The sequence below is a fragment of the Spiroplasma endosymbiont of Lonchoptera lutea genome, assembly GCF_964019715.1.
Lineage (GTDB): Bacteria > Bacillota_I > Bacilli_A > Mycoplasmatales > Nriv7 > Nriv7.
Genome location: NZ_OZ026463.1, coordinates 710,787 through 727,009, shown reverse-complemented (window position 1 = coordinate 727,009; position 16,223 = coordinate 710,787). Strand labels below are relative to the sequence as shown.

The 16,223-nt window shown below is 24.6% G+C and carries 13 protein-coding genes and 3 pseudogenes; 14 read left to right on the top strand and 2 right to left on the bottom strand.

All coding sequences use genetic code 4. The features are described 5' to 3' along the window. Positions 1 to 59: 59 nt before the first annotated feature. The 6 genes and pseudogenes from AACK97_RS04175 (at position 60) to AACK97_RS04150 (ending at position 4,516) form a co-directional block, all read left to right on the top strand. Positions 60 to 1,171 (top strand): IS3 family transposase gene (locus tag AACK97_RS04175; RefSeq protein ID WP_338966745.1). Its coding sequence is split into 2 segments (ribosomal slippage): positions 60 to 303 and positions 303 to 1,171, totalling 1,113 coding nucleotides; the frame shifts between segments, so codons are not numbered across the junction. Positions 1,172 to 1,230: 59 nt separating this feature from the next. Then, positions 1,231 to 1,695 carry a hypothetical protein gene (locus tag AACK97_RS04170; protein WP_338966770.1) on the top strand — a complete coding sequence of 155 codons (465 nt, stop codon included), beginning with the start codon at positions 1,231 to 1,233 and terminating at the stop codon, positions 1,693 to 1,695. A 130-nt stretch (positions 1,696 to 1,825) separates the two neighbouring features. After that, complete coding sequence (locus tag AACK97_RS04165; RefSeq protein ID WP_338966769.1) at positions 1,826 to 2,017, top strand: helix-turn-helix domain-containing protein; 192 nt, start codon at positions 1,826 to 1,828, stop codon at positions 2,015 to 2,017. Between the two features lie 50 nt (positions 2,018 to 2,067). Next, on the top strand, positions 2,068 to 3,012 hold the full coding sequence (locus tag AACK97_RS04160) for an IS30 family transposase (protein WP_338966768.1): 945 nt from the start codon (positions 2,068 to 2,070) through the stop codon (positions 3,010 to 3,012). A 28-nt stretch (positions 3,013 to 3,040) separates the two neighbouring features. Further along, positions 3,041 to 3,694, top strand: a pseudogene (locus tag AACK97_RS04155) (IS30 family transposase); the annotation flags it as partial. Between the two features lie 15 nt (positions 3,695 to 3,709). Beyond that, a complete protein-coding gene (locus AACK97_RS04150; protein ID WP_338968978.1) occupies positions 3,710 to 4,516 on the top strand; it encodes an IS30 family transposase in 807 nt (268 codons plus the stop codon). 432 nt (positions 4,517 to 4,948) lie between these two features. Here AACK97_RS04150 and AACK97_RS04145 read toward each other — a convergent pair whose 3' ends face one another. Continuing rightward, complete coding sequence (locus AACK97_RS04145) at positions 4,949 to 5,893, bottom strand: IS30 family transposase (protein WP_338966714.1); 945 nt, start codon at positions 5,891 to 5,893, stop codon at positions 4,949 to 4,951. Between the two features lie 260 nt (positions 5,894 to 6,153). Here AACK97_RS04145 and AACK97_RS04140 point away from each other — a divergent pair, with 260 nt between their 5' ends. Further along, positions 6,154 to 6,687: a DUF402 domain-containing protein gene (locus tag AACK97_RS04140; RefSeq protein WP_338966767.1), complete on the top strand. Its 534-nt coding sequence runs from the start codon at positions 6,154 to 6,156 to the stop codon at positions 6,685 to 6,687. Between the two features lie 80 nt (positions 6,688 to 6,767). Here AACK97_RS04140 and AACK97_RS04135 read toward each other — a convergent pair. After that, positions 6,768 to 7,541 (bottom strand): annotated as a pseudogene (locus AACK97_RS04135) (IS30 family transposase); the annotation flags it as partial. A gap of 104 nt (positions 7,542 to 7,645) precedes the next feature. Here AACK97_RS04135 and AACK97_RS04130 point away from each other — a divergent pair. From AACK97_RS04130 to AACK97_RS04105, 7 genes and pseudogenes are all read left to right on the top strand, one after another. Continuing rightward, positions 7,646 to 8,590 carry an IS30 family transposase gene (locus AACK97_RS04130; RefSeq protein ID WP_338966716.1) on the top strand — a complete coding sequence of 315 codons (945 nt, stop codon included), beginning with the start codon at positions 7,646 to 7,648 and terminating at the stop codon, positions 8,588 to 8,590. A 239-nt stretch (positions 8,591 to 8,829) separates the two neighbouring features. Then, a protein-coding gene (locus AACK97_RS04125; RefSeq protein ID WP_338966765.1) for an IS3 family transposase occupies positions 8,830 to 9,941 on the top strand; the annotation gives its coding sequence in 2 pieces (ribosomal slippage) (positions 8,830 to 9,073 and positions 9,073 to 9,941; 1,113 coding nt in all). A gap of 188 nt (positions 9,942 to 10,129) precedes the next feature. Further along, positions 10,130 to 11,413, top strand: a complete 1,284-nt coding sequence (locus AACK97_RS04120) for a hypothetical protein (RefSeq protein ID WP_338966763.1) — start codon at positions 10,130 to 10,132, stop codon at positions 11,411 to 11,413. 18 nt (positions 11,414 to 11,431) lie between these two features. Next, positions 11,432 to 11,791: pseudogene (locus tag AACK97_RS07670) on the top strand (ATP-binding cassette domain-containing protein); the annotation flags it as partial. Between the two features lie 285 nt (positions 11,792 to 12,076). After that, positions 12,077 to 13,573: an ABC transporter ATP-binding protein gene (locus AACK97_RS04115; protein WP_422397242.1), complete on the top strand. Its 1,497-nt coding sequence runs from the start codon at positions 12,077 to 12,079 to the stop codon at positions 13,571 to 13,573. Further along, positions 13,566 to 15,251 carry an ABC transporter permease gene (locus tag AACK97_RS04110; RefSeq protein ID WP_338966760.1) on the top strand — a complete coding sequence of 562 codons (1,686 nt, stop codon included), beginning with the start codon at positions 13,566 to 13,568 and terminating at the stop codon, positions 15,249 to 15,251. The genes AACK97_RS04115 and AACK97_RS04110 overlap by 8 nt, the downstream gene beginning before the upstream one ends. Then, positions 15,244 to 16,176, top strand: coding sequence for an ABC transporter permease (locus AACK97_RS04105; protein ID WP_338966758.1), 933 nt, complete (start codon positions 15,244 to 15,246; stop codon positions 16,174 to 16,176). The genes AACK97_RS04110 and AACK97_RS04105 overlap by 8 nt, the downstream gene beginning before the upstream one ends. Positions 16,177 to 16,223: the final 47 nt, after the last annotated feature.

Below are 16,223 nucleotides of genomic sequence, written 5' to 3'. Positions count from 1 at the left end.
AATAAGTTGGACCATAATTATATAGACTTCAAAATTATTAAGAAAGAAGGAATATAAAAATGGGAAATAAAACCTCATACTCTGAAGAATTTAAAAAACAAATTGTAATGCTATACAAAAATGACAAAAGTGTTATTAATTTAGGGAAAGAATATAATTTACCAAAACCAACTATTTATAGTTGAATTAAAAATTATAATAATTCTGGGTCATTTAAAGCAAAAGATAATCGCACTGTCGAAGAAAATGAATTAATTTACTTGCGAAAAGAAAACCAACAATTACGAATGGAAAATGACATTTTAAAGCAAGCAGCACTGATAATCGGGAAAAAATAACAATAATTAATAACAATAAAAATAAATATTCAGTGAGGAAAATATGTAAGATTTTAGGTTTACTAAAATCAACATATTATTATCAAACTAATAAATGCACCAAGTTTGATGTTAATAATTATGAACAAGAAGTTATCAGTGCATTTAATAAAAGTCGCAAGATTTATGGTGCTCGTAAAATTAAAGCTGTTTTAATAAGAAAAAATATCATTTTATCACGACGAAAAATCCGATTCATTATGATCAAAAATAATTTGGTTTCTAAATACACCAAGTTAAAATATTGTAATCATAAAAAAACAGTTAATAATGACGAAATTAATAATGTTTTAAATCGTCAATTTAATGACAAAAAACCAAATGAAGTTGTTGTTAGTGATTTAACATATGTTCAAGTTGGCACTAAATGACATTATATTTGTTTATTAATTGACTTGTTTAATCGCGAAGTAATTGGCTATAGTGCTGGACCAAATAAAACTGCTGAATTAGTTCAACAAGCTTTTCACAAGATAACACGACCATTAAATAAAATAACTTTATTTCATACTGATCGTGGTAATGAGTTTAAAAATAAAATTATTGATGAAATTTTAATAACCTTTAAAATTAAAAGATCATTAAGCTCCAAAGGGTGCCCATATGATAATGCTGTTGCTGAAGCAACTTACAAAACCTTTAAAACCGAATTTATTAACGGTAAAAAATTTGCAAACTTAACACAACTAAAATGCGAACTATTTGATTTTGTTAATTGATATAACAATATTCGAATTCATGGCAGTTTAAATTATTTAACTCCCGTTGAATTTAGAAAATACCAGTCTACATAAAAAGTGTCCTAAAAAGGGTTGCCAATCCATAGCATCATGAAATTTTTATATGAAATCTTTTGCAATTTTATTTACTTGCACTTACAAGTATAATTCAGCTAATTAAAAACATTCGTAATGTCGCTAAAAATGAATTAAATAAAGATATTAAAACAAATTTAAGAAAAGCGAGTAATTATTTCAGTAATAATAAGCAAGGTATTCATAACCAAAATTTAGAATGAAATATCGGTTGTAGCATTGAAAGCGATGTATCGCATTTAAAAAAACAACAATTAGGATATGGAGCAAAAAGATATAATCATAAGAATTTAAATAACTTATTACATTTAAAAATGGCAAATTTAAACAAATTAAATGTATTACATTATATTAATGAAAATATTAATTTAGAAATAGAAATCAGAAAAGAAATATATAAAAAGTCATTATGAAATAAATATAATAATAAAAATGATGATAGTTGAATTAATTATAATAATAAAGGTAATGCTATAACAAATAAATATAATAGATTTAAGTAAGCAAAAATATTAGTTAAAATTTGCTGAATTATACTTGTAAGTGCAAGTAAATAAAATTGCAAAAGATTTCATATAAAAATTTCATGATGCTAAGTTTATTTTAGAAAAAGTAAATTTAAGGAGTTTTTATATGGGATACAAACATCTTGGCATAGATGAAAGAATTTATATTGAGAATCAATTGAAATTTAAAGTAAAAATTAGTGAAATAGCTAAAAATCTTAATCGAAGTATTAGTACTATTAATCGAGAAGTTAATAGAAATAAAGATAATAATCATTATTTTTCCTGAAATGTAAAATTAAAAAGGACACTTATATAAAAAACAAATTGTGTTAATTCTATAATTAAGAAAAGAAAGGAATTAGCACAATGTATAAGTATCTGACTATTGAATCAATAATAGCAATAAAAGAATATAAAAGTTATGGATTTTCTATTCGTAAAATAGCAAAAGCAATTGATTATAGTAAATCAACTGTACACAGAGTTTGTAAATTATTAAATCAAAAATTATTACCATTAGAAATATTGAATCAAGTTCAAAAAAATAAACAAAATGCAGGTAGAAAATTAATAATTTTAACTTTAACAGAAATTAATACTATCAATCATTTGTTAATTACTAAAAATTATGCTCTTGATATAATTGCTGATTTTTTAAAGAAAAATAAAATAAAAAATATTTCAACAAAAACTTTATATAACATGTTTAAAACAAATCGAATGGGTTTTGATGAAAAAAATTTATTGAGAAAAGGCAAAAATAAACCTCATAAACAAAAAGAAACTAGGGGCAGAATTAATAATTGTAAATCTATTCATGAAAGAAATTTAATCATTCCAAATATTAAAAATATACAAGAATTTGGCCATTTAGAGGGAGATACTATCGTTGGTAAAGATCATAAAAGTTCTATTATTACTTTAGCTGATATATGATCAAAAACCACAATTCCTTTGAAAACTAAAAATCATAAAGCAGAAAGTATTACACAAAGTATAATAAAATTTATTTCAAAATTAATACCAGGAACAATTAAAACTATTACTTTTGATCGTGGTAAAGAATTTAGTAAATGAAAATTAATTGAAAAAAATTGTAATGTTAAAATTTATTTTGCAGATGCCGGAAAACCTTGTCAAAGAGGTTTAAATGAGAACAATAATGGTATTTTAAGAAGATATTTACCAAAATCTACTGATTTATCTTCATATAAACAAAAAGACTTAAATTCTATAGCATTTCAAATTAATTCTACACCCAGAAAATCATTATCTTATAAAAGACCAATAGATTTAATACAATTATTTTAAAAAACTGTCCCATTTATATTTACAATTCAGGAAAAATAAAATAAAAAATATTTCAACAAAAACTTTATATAACATGTTTAAAACAAATCGAATGGGTTTTGATGAAAAAAATTTATTGAGAAAAGGCAAAAATAAACCTCATAAACAAAAAGAAACTAGGGGCAGAATTAATAATTGTAAATCTATTCATGAAAGAAATTTAATCATTCCAAATATTAAAAATATACAAGAATTTGGCCATTTAGAGGGAGATACTATCGTTGGTAAAGATCATAAAAGTTCTATTATTACTTTAGCTGATATATGATCAAAAACCACAATTCCTTTGAAAACTAAAAATCATAAAGCAGAAAGTATTACACAAAGTATAATAAAATTTATTTCAAAATTAATACCAGGAACAATTAAAACTATTACTTTTGATCGTGGTAAAGAATTTAGTAAATGAAAATTAATTGAAAAAAATTTAAATGTGAAAATTTATTTTGCAGATGCCGGAAAACCTTGTCAAAGAGGTTTAAATGAGAACAATAATGGTATTTTAAGAAGATATTTACCAAAATCTACTGATTTATCTTCATATAAACAAAAAGACTTAAATTCTATAGCATTTCAAATTAATTCTACACCCAGAAAATCATTATCTTATAAAAGACCAATAGATTTAATACAATTATTTTAAAAAACTGTCCCATTTATATTTACAATTCAGGTTTCATTAATTGCACAAAATAAAGCAGAAAATAGAAAACAATTACATGTTTATTTTCATAAATTTAAAAATAGAGAATTAGTAAAATATGTACAACAAAAATTATTATTAGGTTGATCGCCTGAACAAATTTATGGCAGAATTAAAAATTTTCATCAAGAATGAATTATTAGTTTTAAAACAATTTACAATTGAATTTATTCTGGATTACTTGAAAAGGTTACTAGTAAAAATTTAAGAAGAAAAGGTAAGAAACGAAAATCTCAAGAAAATCGGGGTAAATTTAATGGTAAATCCATTAAAGAACGAAATGTTAATAATCGCATAACTCTTGGCCATTGAGAAGGTGATACTGTAGTATCATCACGAGGTAAAAGTAAATCATGTTTAATAACTTTAGTTGAAAGAACATCAAGATTTACTTTAGCAATATTAGTTGAAAATAGAACTACTAAAGTTATTAACAAAAATATTAGTCATTATTTATCAATTCTTCCAAATAATCTTGTTAAGACTATAACATTTGATAGGGGTAAAGAATTTGCTAATTGACAACAACTTGAAAAAAATTTAAATGTGAAAATTTATTTTGCTGATGCATATTCACCTTGACAAAGAGGTACTAATGAAAATACTAATGGTTTAATTAGAGAAAAATTTCCTAAAAAATTTAATTTTTCAAACACTACTAAAAATGCAGTTCATAAATTTATATTGTCTTTAAACCAAAGACCAAGAAAAATACTAAATTATCTTTCGCCAATCGAATATTTGGTTAGAAAAATAATTTAGTTGCACTTAACTTTACAATTTGGCAAATAAAAAAACAAGGTATTATTAATCAAGGAGCAAGTTGAAATGTTGGGGTTAATGCTGAAGGGCAAGTATCGCACATTATTAAATGATTATTAAGTTATGGTGCTAAATCTTTTAATGTTAAAACTTTTTCTAATATGCTTAATTCGCATCTGGCAAAAATAAATAATATTGATATTATGCAAACATTACGAAATAAGAAAGAGTATGAATTAGTTCAAAAATATCAATATTTATGCTATAGTAATTGAATTTCTAATTAATTAATTAATCATTATTTTAGTTATTGTTAGAAAATTAATTTTAATTATGAATTATAAGTTGTGAAAATATTTTCACTTTATCGAAAAATAAAACATTTTAGTTTGAAAAAAATACCTGAATTGTAAATATAAATGGGACAGTTTTTTAAAATAATTGTATTAAATCTATTGGTCTTTTATAAGATAATGATTTTCTGGGTGTAGAATTAATTTGAAATGCTATAGAATTTAAGTCTTTTTGTTTATATGAAGATAAATCAGTAGATTTTGGTAAATATCTTCTTAAAATACCATTATTGTTCTCATTTAAACCTCTTTGACAAGGTTTTCCGGCATCTGCAAAATAAATTTTAACATTACAATTTTTTTCAATTAATTTTCATTTACTAAATTCTTTACCACGATCAAAAGTAATAGTTTTAATTGTTCCTGGTATTAATTTTGAAATAAATTTTATTATACTTTGTGTAATACTTTCTGCTTTATGATTTTTAGTTTTCAAAGGAATTGTGGTTTTTGATCATATATCAGCTAAAGTAATAATAGAACTTTTATGATCTTTACCAACGATAGTATCTCCCTCTAAATGGCCAAATTCTTGTATATTTTTAATATTTGGAATGATTAAATTTCTTTCATGAATAGATTTACAATTATTAATTCTGCCCCTAGTTTCTTTTTGTTTATGAGGTTTATTTTTGCCTTTTCTCAATAAATTTTTTTCATCAAAACCCATTCGATTTGTTTTAAACATGTTATATAAAGTTTTTGTTGAAATATTTTTTATTTTATTTTTCTTTAAAAAATCAGCAATTATATCAAGAGCATAATTTTTAGTAATTAACAAATGATTGATAGTATTAATTTCTGTTAAAGTTAAAATTATTAATTTTCTACCTGCATTTTGTTTATTTTTTTGAACTTGATTCAATATTTCTAATGGTAATAAGTTTTGATTTAATAATTTACAAACTCTGTGTACAGTTGATTTACTATAATCAATTGCTTTTGCTATTTTACGAATAGAAAATCCATAACTTTTATATTCTTTTATTGCTATTATTGATTCAATAGTCAGATACTTATACATTGTGCTAATTCCTTTCTTTTCTTAATTATAGAATTAACACAATTTGTTTTTTATATAAGTGTCCTTTTTAATTTTACATTTCAGGAAACCAGTTAAGAAATAAGATAGTATATATTGTATTAGTATTTATAACCCCTAAAAATTTTAATCGTATTGAGTTAATCTCATTAATGACCTTGTATTAATTAGGTTATTTTTTTATGTTATAATTACTTTGTACTTTTGTATTAATTATAAGAACGACTTTGGAGGTGTAATAGATGAAAAACACACTTATAAAAGGTCAAAAAGTTTTAATTCATGCTTATAAACATAATGGTGAAATATATCGTTCTTGGGATCACGCTATTGTTTTAGAAGAAACTAAAAATTATTTAATTTTAGTAAATGAAGCCGTTATTGTTACTGAAGTTAATGGGCGTAAGTGGAAAACTCATGAACCAGCTATTTGGTTTTTTTCTAAGAACAGATGATATAATATTATTTCAATGTTAAAAGATAATGGGATTCATTATTATTGTAATATTGCTAGTCCTTTTACTTATGATGGTAAGGCAATAAAGTTTATTGATTATGATATTGATATTAAAGTATTTCCTGATGGATATACAAAAATATTAGATTTAAAAGAGTTTAGTCGTAACAAGATAAATTGAAATTATCCTGAAAATTTGCAAAATATTATTTGGAATGAAATTGAAAGATTAAAAGTCCAAATTAAAGATAAAGATGATTTATTTCATGAAAAAATAGTATTAAATCATTGAAACAATTATCAAATTAATTTTAAATAATTATTAAACTTAATTTTTTGTAGCAGCTAATAATCTAGCTGTTTTTTTTCCTGAATTGTAAATATAAATGGGACAGTTTTTTAAAATAATTGTATTAAATCTATTGGTATTTTATAAGATAATGATTTTCTGGGTGTAGAATTAATTTGAAATGCTATAGAATTTAAGTCTTTTTGTTTATATGAAGGTAAATCAGTAGATTTTGGTAAATATCTTCTTAAAATACCATTATTATTCTCATTTAAACCTCTTTGACAAGGTTTGCCGGCATCTGCAAAATAAATTTTAACATTACAATTTTTTTCAATTAATTTTCATTTACTAAATTCTTTACCACGATCAAAAGTAATAGTTTTAATTGTTCCTGGTATTAATTTTGAAATAAATTTTATTATACTTTGTGTAATACTTTCTGCTTTATGATTTTTAGTTTTCAAAGGAATTGTGGTTTTTGATCATATATCAGCTAAAGTAATAATAGAACTTTTATGATCTTTACCAACGATAGTATCTCCCTCTAAATGGCCAAATTCTTGTATATTTTTAATATTTGGAATGATTAAATTTCTTTCATGAATAGATTTACAATTATTAATTCTGCCCCTAGTTTCTTTTTGTTTATGAGGTTTATTTTTGCCTTTTCTCAATAAATTTTTTTCATCAAAACCCATTCGATTTGTTTTAAACATGTTATATAAAGTTTTTGTTGAAATATTTTTTATTTTATTTTTCTTTAAAAAATCAGCAATTATATCAAGAGCATAATTTTTAGTAATTAACAAATGATTGATAGTATTAATTTCTGTTAAAGTTAAAATTATTAATTTTCTACCTGCATTTTGTTTATTTTGCTGAATTATACTTGTAAGTGCAAGTAAATAAAATTGCAAAAGATTTCATATAAAAATTTCATGATGCTAAGTTTATTTTAGAAAAAGTAAATTTAAGGAGTTTTTATATGGGATACAAACATCTTGGCATAGATGAAAGAATTTATATTGAGAATCAATTGAAATTTAAAGTAAAAATTAGTGAAATAGCTAAAAATCTTAATCGAAGTATTAGTACTATTAATCGAGAAGTTAATAGAAATAAAGATAATAATCATTATTTTTCATTAATTGCACAAAATAAAGCAGAAAATAGAAAACAATTACATGTTTATTTTCATAAATTTAAAAATAGAGAATTAGTAAAATATGTACAACAAAAATTATTATTAGGTTGATCGCCTGAACAAATTTATGGCAGAATTAAAAATTTTCATCAAGAATGAATTATTAGTTTTAAAACAATTTACAATTGAATTTATTCTGGATTACTTGAAAAGGTTACTAGTAAAAATTTAAGAAGAAAAGGTAAGAAACGAAAATCTCAAGAAAATCGGGGTAAATTTAATGGTAAATCCATTAAAGAACGAAATGTTAATAATCGCATAACTCTTGGCCATTGAGAAGGTGATACTGTAGTATCATCACGAGGTAAAAGTAAATCATGTTTAATAACTTTAGTTGAAAGAACATCAAGATTTACTTTAGCAATATTAGTTGAAAATAGAACTACTAAAGTTATTAACAAAAATATTAGTCATTATTTATCAATTCTTCCAAATAATCTTGTTAAGACTATAACATTTGATAGGGGTAAAGAATTTGCTAATTGACAACAACTTGAAAAAAATTTAAATGTGAAAATTTATTTTGCTGATGCATATTCACCTTGACAAAGAGGTACTAATGAAAATACTAATGGTTTAATTAGAGAAAAATTTCCTAAAAAATTTAATTTTTCAAACACTACTAAAAATGCAGTTCATAAATTTATATTGTCTTTAAACCAAAGACCAAGAAAAATACTAAATTATCTTTCGCCAATCGAATATTTGGTTAGAAAAATAATTTAGTTGCACTTAACTTTACAATTTGGCACTAATACTTCGATTAAGATTTTTAGCTATTTCACTAATTTTTACTTTAAATTTCAATTGATTCTCAATATAAATTCTTTCATCTATGCCAAGATGTTTGTATCCCATATAAAATTAAATTTACTTTTTCTAAAATAAACTTAGTGGATAGGCTACAATAAGTTGGACCATAATTATATAGACTTCAAAATTATTAAGAAAGAAGGAATATAAAAATGGGAAATAAAACCTCATACTCTGAAGAATTTAAAAAACAAATTGTAATGCTATACAAAAATGACAAAAGTGTTATTAATTTAGGGAAAGAATATAATTTACCAAAACCAACTATTTATAGTTGAATTAAAAATTATAATAATTCTGGGTCATTTAAAGCAAAAGATAATTGCACTGTCGAAGAAAATGAATTAATTTACTTGCGAAAAGAAAACCAACAATTACGGATGGAAAATGACATTTTAAAGCAAGCAGCACTGATAATCGGGAAAAAATAACAATAATTAATAACAACAAAAATAAATATTCAGTGAGGAAAATATGTAAGATTTTAGGTTTACTAAAATCAACATATTATTATCAAACTAATAAATGCACCAAGTTTGATGTTAATAATTATGAACAAGAAGTTATCAGTGCATTTAATAAAAGTCGCAAGATTTATGGTGCTCGTAAAATTAAAGCTGTTTTAATAAGAAAAAATATCATTTTATCACGACGAAAAATCCGATTCATTATGATCAAAAATAATTTGGTTTCTAAATACACCAAGTTAAAATATTGTAATCATAAAAAAACAGTTAATAATGACGAAATTAATAATGTTTTAAATCGTCAATTTAATGACAAAAAACCAAATGAAGTTGTTGTTAGTGATTTAACATATGTTCAAGTTGGCACTAAATGACATTATATTTGTTTATTAATTGACTTGTTTAATCGCGAAGTAATTGGCTATAGTGCTGGGCCAAATAAAACTGCTGAATTAGTTCAACAAGCTTTTCACAAGATAACACGACCATTAAATAAAATAACTTTATTTCATACTGATCGTGGTAATGAGTTTAAAAATAAAATTATTGATGAAATTTTAATAACCTTTAAAATTAAAAGATCATTAAGCTCCAAAGGATGCCCATATGATAATGCTGTTGCTGAAGCAACTTACAAAACCTTTAAAACCGAATTTATTAACGGTAAAAAATTTGCAAACTTAACACAACTAAAATGCGAACTATTTGATTTTGTTAATTGATATAATAATATTCGAATTCATGGCAGTTTAAATTATTTAACTCCCGTTGAATTTAGAAAATACCAGTCTACATAAAAAGTGTCCTAAAAAGGGTTGCCAATCCATAGCATCATGAAATTTTTATATGAAATCTTTTGCAATTTTATTTACTTGCACTTACAAGTATAATTCAGCTTAAATAAATCTTGCTAAATTTTTATAAAGAAAGTAAAATGAAAAAAGGAGTTTAAGATAAGAAATATAGAAATGAGAGGAAAAAACAAGTGATAAATAATTTAGGAAGGATTAAAGGACTGCGTTGATTATTGACAATGGTTTTGCCAGTTGTCTTTATTACTAGTTGTAGTAGTCGTTATAGTATGTCATCCTTTAAAATGATTGCTAATAATCCTTTAAAGGCTCAAGATGGTGGTTTTAATCAAGCGGCTTGAGAAGGAATGTTAAAAGTAGATTCTAATTTAAATGAAGCATTAGATGTCTTATACCCTGATACACAAGATGATCCTAATATGATTACGCCTGCAATTACAAAAACTATTGATGATGGTTATTTAGCTGTCGTGCTTCCGGGGTTTACATATGTTAAAACTGTTCTTCAACCTAATTTTTTTGATGTATACAATAACACATATTTTCTAACGGTTGATCTTACTGTTTATGAAATGATTAAATCATTAAATACTAAAGCGGTTGATAAATATTATGAAATTTCAGTTGATGAATCAAAACCAGGGTTTGCGGCGGCAATTGATGTAGCGGGACAAATTTTACAGCGGTTTAAAGTTGATAAAGATAATATGGGATTACCCGTTATTAAAAATGGTGATAATATTACTGTGAAAATGACTGGTATTGGAGGATTAAATATTCCAGCGATTAAAAACTATATGATTGGTTTTAATAAAGGTTTACGATGGTTTAGTGATAATATTTTGGCTAATGATATTGATGCTAAGGGTGACAAGTTACGATTTGAGTGATTTGCTGGAACTTTTAATGGTGGTTTTGGAACAAATGATGCGATTAAGGCTGCTCAAACTAATACTAATAATGCTATTAACAATAATGTTGGTGTTATTTTTAATATTTCTGTTCCTGAAGGAAATACAATTTTAAAACAAATAGCAGCGGCTAATGCTAATACTTGATTTGTTGGTGTTGATGTTGACCAAGCGAATGATAAGAATTTGGCAGGATATAAACATTTAATTAAGTCATCAGCTTTAAAAAATGTGTCTTTTGCTGTTAAAACTGTATTGGATGCGATTAATTATCGTATTAAAAATAATAATGCTATTGATGATAAAAATGAGTATTCTACTCCGGGAACTAAATCATTTATTTGAGAAGAAACTAAGCAGGTTTCTTTAGTACCAATGAATGGTAAAGATTTTGACAATTTTTATGGTGAAAGAGTTGGCAATGATAAATTAGTTGCTTTAAAAAAAGCATTGGCCATTAGTATTGAAGATTTAAGGAAATGTAATGGAACAAATATGCTAGGAGATATTGCTAATGAAAGTGTTTGTGAAGAAACAAAGTGATAAGGTAGGATATATTAAATGATGCATAGTGAAATAAAGAGCAAAAAAGCTGTGGAATTAATTAAAGTTTCAAAGATTTATTCTAATGGTATTGTTGCTAACAAAAATATCAATTTAGATCTTAAGTATGGTGAAATTCATGCGATTTTAGGTGAAAATGGTGCTGGTAAGTCTACTTTGATGAAAACACTTTTTGGGTTGCATCAACCAACTTCTGGAGTTATTAAAATTGATGGTGAAGTAATGCAAATTACTTCACCTAATATTGCTACTGATTTAGGTATTGGGATGGTACATCAACATTTTCAATTAATTAATAATTTTTCGGTTTTAGATAATATTATTCTTGGTTATGAGTTAAAAGATAAAGCAAAAATTAATCAATTAAATTATTTCTTTTCCATTTATATAAGTTATATTGATAAAATTGAATTAGCAAAAATTGCAAAAATTAAAGGTGATTTTTTTAATTATAAGAAACATAAATGTGAAGCAAAAATTTTCCATAAAGCTAAAAAAATAGATTTTAAAGTTGCAAAAAAAATAAAAAAAATTAATGATTGACATCATAAAGAACAAAATAAGAAACTTAATGCTCAGCAAGTTAAAGATTTAGAACATAAATATCAAGAACTTCTTGAAAAATTTAATTTATTTAATAAAACGATGGCTTATAAATTAGAAAAATTGGAATATAAATTAACTGATATTATTATTGCTTTAAAAAATAAATATAATAATCGTGTTGAAAATAATGCTGATACAGAAACAATTATCTGTAGTAAAATTAATCAACTTAAAAAAAGAATGAATTTTTATCGTAGCTTTTTACATCGGATGAAAAGAAAATGACAAACAAGATTTTGATTAAATTCTCGTGAAGCTAATAAAAGAATTGAACAAATTTGTGAGAAAATGAATTTTAAAATTAATTTAAAAGAAAAAGTTAATAATATTTCTATTTATGACGAACAAAAAGTAGAAATTTTAAAAGTGTTATATCGTGATGCCAAAATATTAATTTTAGATGAACCGACAGCAGTTTTAACACCTCAGGAAATAGATGATTTGATGAAAATGCTTTTAGAATTTAAATCGCAAGGTAAAGCGATTCTTATTATTACTCATAAATTAAATGAAATTAAAGCAATTGCTGATCGTTGTACAATAATTAGACAAGGTGAGTATATTGATACGGTTAATGTTAAAAAAACATCAGTTGATAAATTAGCTGAGAAAATGGTCGGAAGAAAAATAAGTTTTTCTTTAAAGAAAAAACCTCTTAAATTAGGCGAAAAGTTATTAGTTCTTAAAAATATTAATACTTTAAGTAAAGCTAAGGTTAATATATTAAAAAATTTTAGTTTAACAATTAATCGTGGTGAAATTTTGGGTATTGCTGGGATTGAAGGCAATGGTCAAGAAGATATTGTTAATATTATTTGTCGTCGTTTAAATCCGGTTAGTGGTGAAGTAATGTTATTTGATGAATTAGATGTTGTTAATAAGGTTACTAATAAGTTAAAACAAATTAAAGAAAAAGAAGCAATATTAAAAGATAGTAATATTAAAGTTGGTCAGAAAATACCATGAGAGTATAATTTATTACGATTAGATACTAAAGATACATATAATTTAGGAATTCATCATATTCCTGCTGATCGTCAAAAGCAAGGTTTAGTTTTAGATATGAGTTTATGAGAAAATATTTCGTTGCGTGATCAATTTAATCGTAAATATACTAATTATGGATTATTAAATCTTGCTAAAATTAAAGAGAAAACGCAAGAAATAATTAATAATTTTGATGTTCGTGGCGCTAAAAGTGTTCAAAATAGGGCTAAAGAGTTATCTGGTGGTAATCAACAAAAAGTAATTATTGGGCGAGAACTATCAGAAAGTCCGAAGTTAATTATTGCTGAACAACCAACACGAGGATTAGATGTGGGTGCTATTGAATATATTTATGAATCGTTATTAAAACAAAGAGATCAAGGTAATGCTGTGCTTTTAATTTCATATGAATTAGATGAAGTAATAAATTTATCTGATCGGATTATTACTATTAATAATGGTAAAAATATGGGTGAAGTTAAAGCGAATAATGTTACTAAAGAGAAATTAGGTTTAATGATGGTGGGGGTGAATTTTAAAGATGAGTAAATATAAAAAAATATTTTTTCCCATATTATCAATTGTAGTAGCTTTTATTATTGGATTATTTCTTTTATTAATTAGTAATGATCCATTAGCAAAATATAAAATTGGTGATTTACTATGAGGTAATTTTCGTAGTAAAAATGTATTTTTAGATTTTTTAGGATATTTTTCTGTTTATGGCTTAGTAGGAATTGCTGTTGCAATTGGATTTAGAGGTGGAATATTTAATATTGGTGTTTCAGGACAAATGATGTTTGCTGGGGTGATGTCTTATATTGCTTTGAGTTGAGGGAATGCTGATGCTTTAAATCCTTTCTTTGTCTTTATAATTTGTATATTATCAGCAATGGCACTAGGATTACTTACGGCAGTATTAAAAGTTTATGCTAATATTCATGAAGTTGTTGCAACGATAATGCTAAATTGAGCGGTCTTATATTTTTATCAATTTGTTTTAGAAAGTGGGCCTGCTCTTGAAACTAATGGTGCATCAATTGGTTTTCCTAATCATTTATTAATAAATTTAAATTTAAAGGAAATTGTTACTTCGCCTTTTAATATAGGGATTTTTATTACAATAATTTTAATTGCTGGTTTTTGATTTATTTTTAAATTTACTAGTTTAGGATATAAAATTAAAATTAGTGGTAGTAATCCTTTGGCTACAAAGTATGCTGGCGTTAAATATAATAAAATTGTAATTTATACAATGTTAATTTCTTCGTGTGTTGCTGGAATTGCTGGTTTTGTTTATTATTATGGGATGGTACGATTTTTACCGGTACAATCTATTCCATTAAATATTGGTTTTGATGGTATTACTGTGGCATTATTAGCAAATAATAGTTTTATTGGTATTATTTTCTCAGCATTATTTGTTAGTGCTGTGTATGCTCAAAAAGTTGTTATGTCAGGTAATAAAGAAATTGTTGAGACGATTATTGCTATTGCCTTATTATCAATTGCTTTAGGAACATATTTTTTAGTTAAACCAAAATCAAAAATAACAAAGTGATATTTACAATTAATGGCTACAAGACAACTGAGATTGCCGTATAGTTATCATGGAATTAATAGGTGGTATTTAAAGTTTTTACGATTTAAAGATTTTATTCAACTTAAAATTTATTATCTTTTAAATAAAATTGATATTTATTATGAATATTTTGAAGCTCATACTAGAAATTGATTAAAACTTATTTTTATGAGAAATCATGCATTATATTTATCGCAAAAGTTATTAATTAATGTTAATAAAGAAATGAATATTATTGAATATTGAAAAGAATATGAAGAAATATCAGAACAAAAAATTAATTTTGCAAAGCAATTTTTTAAAGAAGACAAAATAAAAATTAAAAAGTTGAATAGTAAAGAAAATAAAATTATCGGTTTAACAAAAAAAATTATTTTAATTAAACAAAAACTAATTTTAAAATTGCATAATAATAATATGACATTAGTAATTGATGAATATGAAAACAGTTATGAAGCAAAAGAAAAAAAGATCTTAGACTTAAATAAAATAATTAATGATTCTAATCTTTCATTGTTTCAAAGATGATATTATAAATTACAATTGCAAAAACTGACAAAATCACAATTAAGAAATGCATCGCAATTTATTAGTAAGAAGACTTTAATTGAAGAAATAACGAAGGAGGTAAAGAAAGATGCTTAATTCAGTTTTTGGAACTTCTTTAATAAGTGGACTACCTTTAATTAGTATTTTTATGATTACTGCTATTGCTGCTTTAATTTCTGAGCGAGCAGGTGTAATTAATATTGGTTTGGAAGGACAGATGGTATTTGCTGGTTTTGGTTATTCATTAGTTACTTATCGTCATTATGATGTTAATAATTTAAATAATCATCATTTAGCAGTAATAGCAATTATTGTTGGCATTCTTTTTGGAATGATAATATCGTTGCTTCATTCACTAATGGTATTAAAATTTAAAATTAATCATATTATTTCTGGGACAGTTGTTAATGTTGCTGGCTCTGCCATTGCCGCGATGGGAGCAACATTATTAAATAATCGTGCTAATATTTCAAGTAATATTCAATATATTCCTTGAAAAATAGATAGTTTAATTTTTTATCCGTTTATTATTTTAATTATTGTAATTGCTATTATTTGTTTATTAGTTTTTAGTAAGTTTGGGTTGCGTTTAAAATCAGTTGGCGAAAATCCTTGAGCTAGTGAATCTGTTGGGATTAATGTTATTCGTTATAAATTTGTTGCGATTACAATTTCGGGAGCTTTAGCTGGATTAAGTGGTTCATTATATGTGATAACCCAAAATATTTTTATGCCAACAGCAGGGGGCTATGGTTTTATTGCTATTGCGATTATGATTCTGGCCCGCTGAAATGGATGGTTTATTATATTAAGTTCATTTATTTTAGGATATGTAATTCAGTTAACATATGAGGCTGCTGCTGTTCCTGATATTACTAAACATATTAATCCCCAATTGTTAAAATCATTAATTTACTTGTCACCATTAGTATCATTATTAATTTTTCGGTTTATTTATAATAAAAAAATTACGGGTGCACCAAGTGCTTTGGGAATAAATTATTCAGTGGATAGTTGTTAGTCTTGGACGCATAAAGTTTTGTTAGGTGGGAAAAGATTTGAATAAGT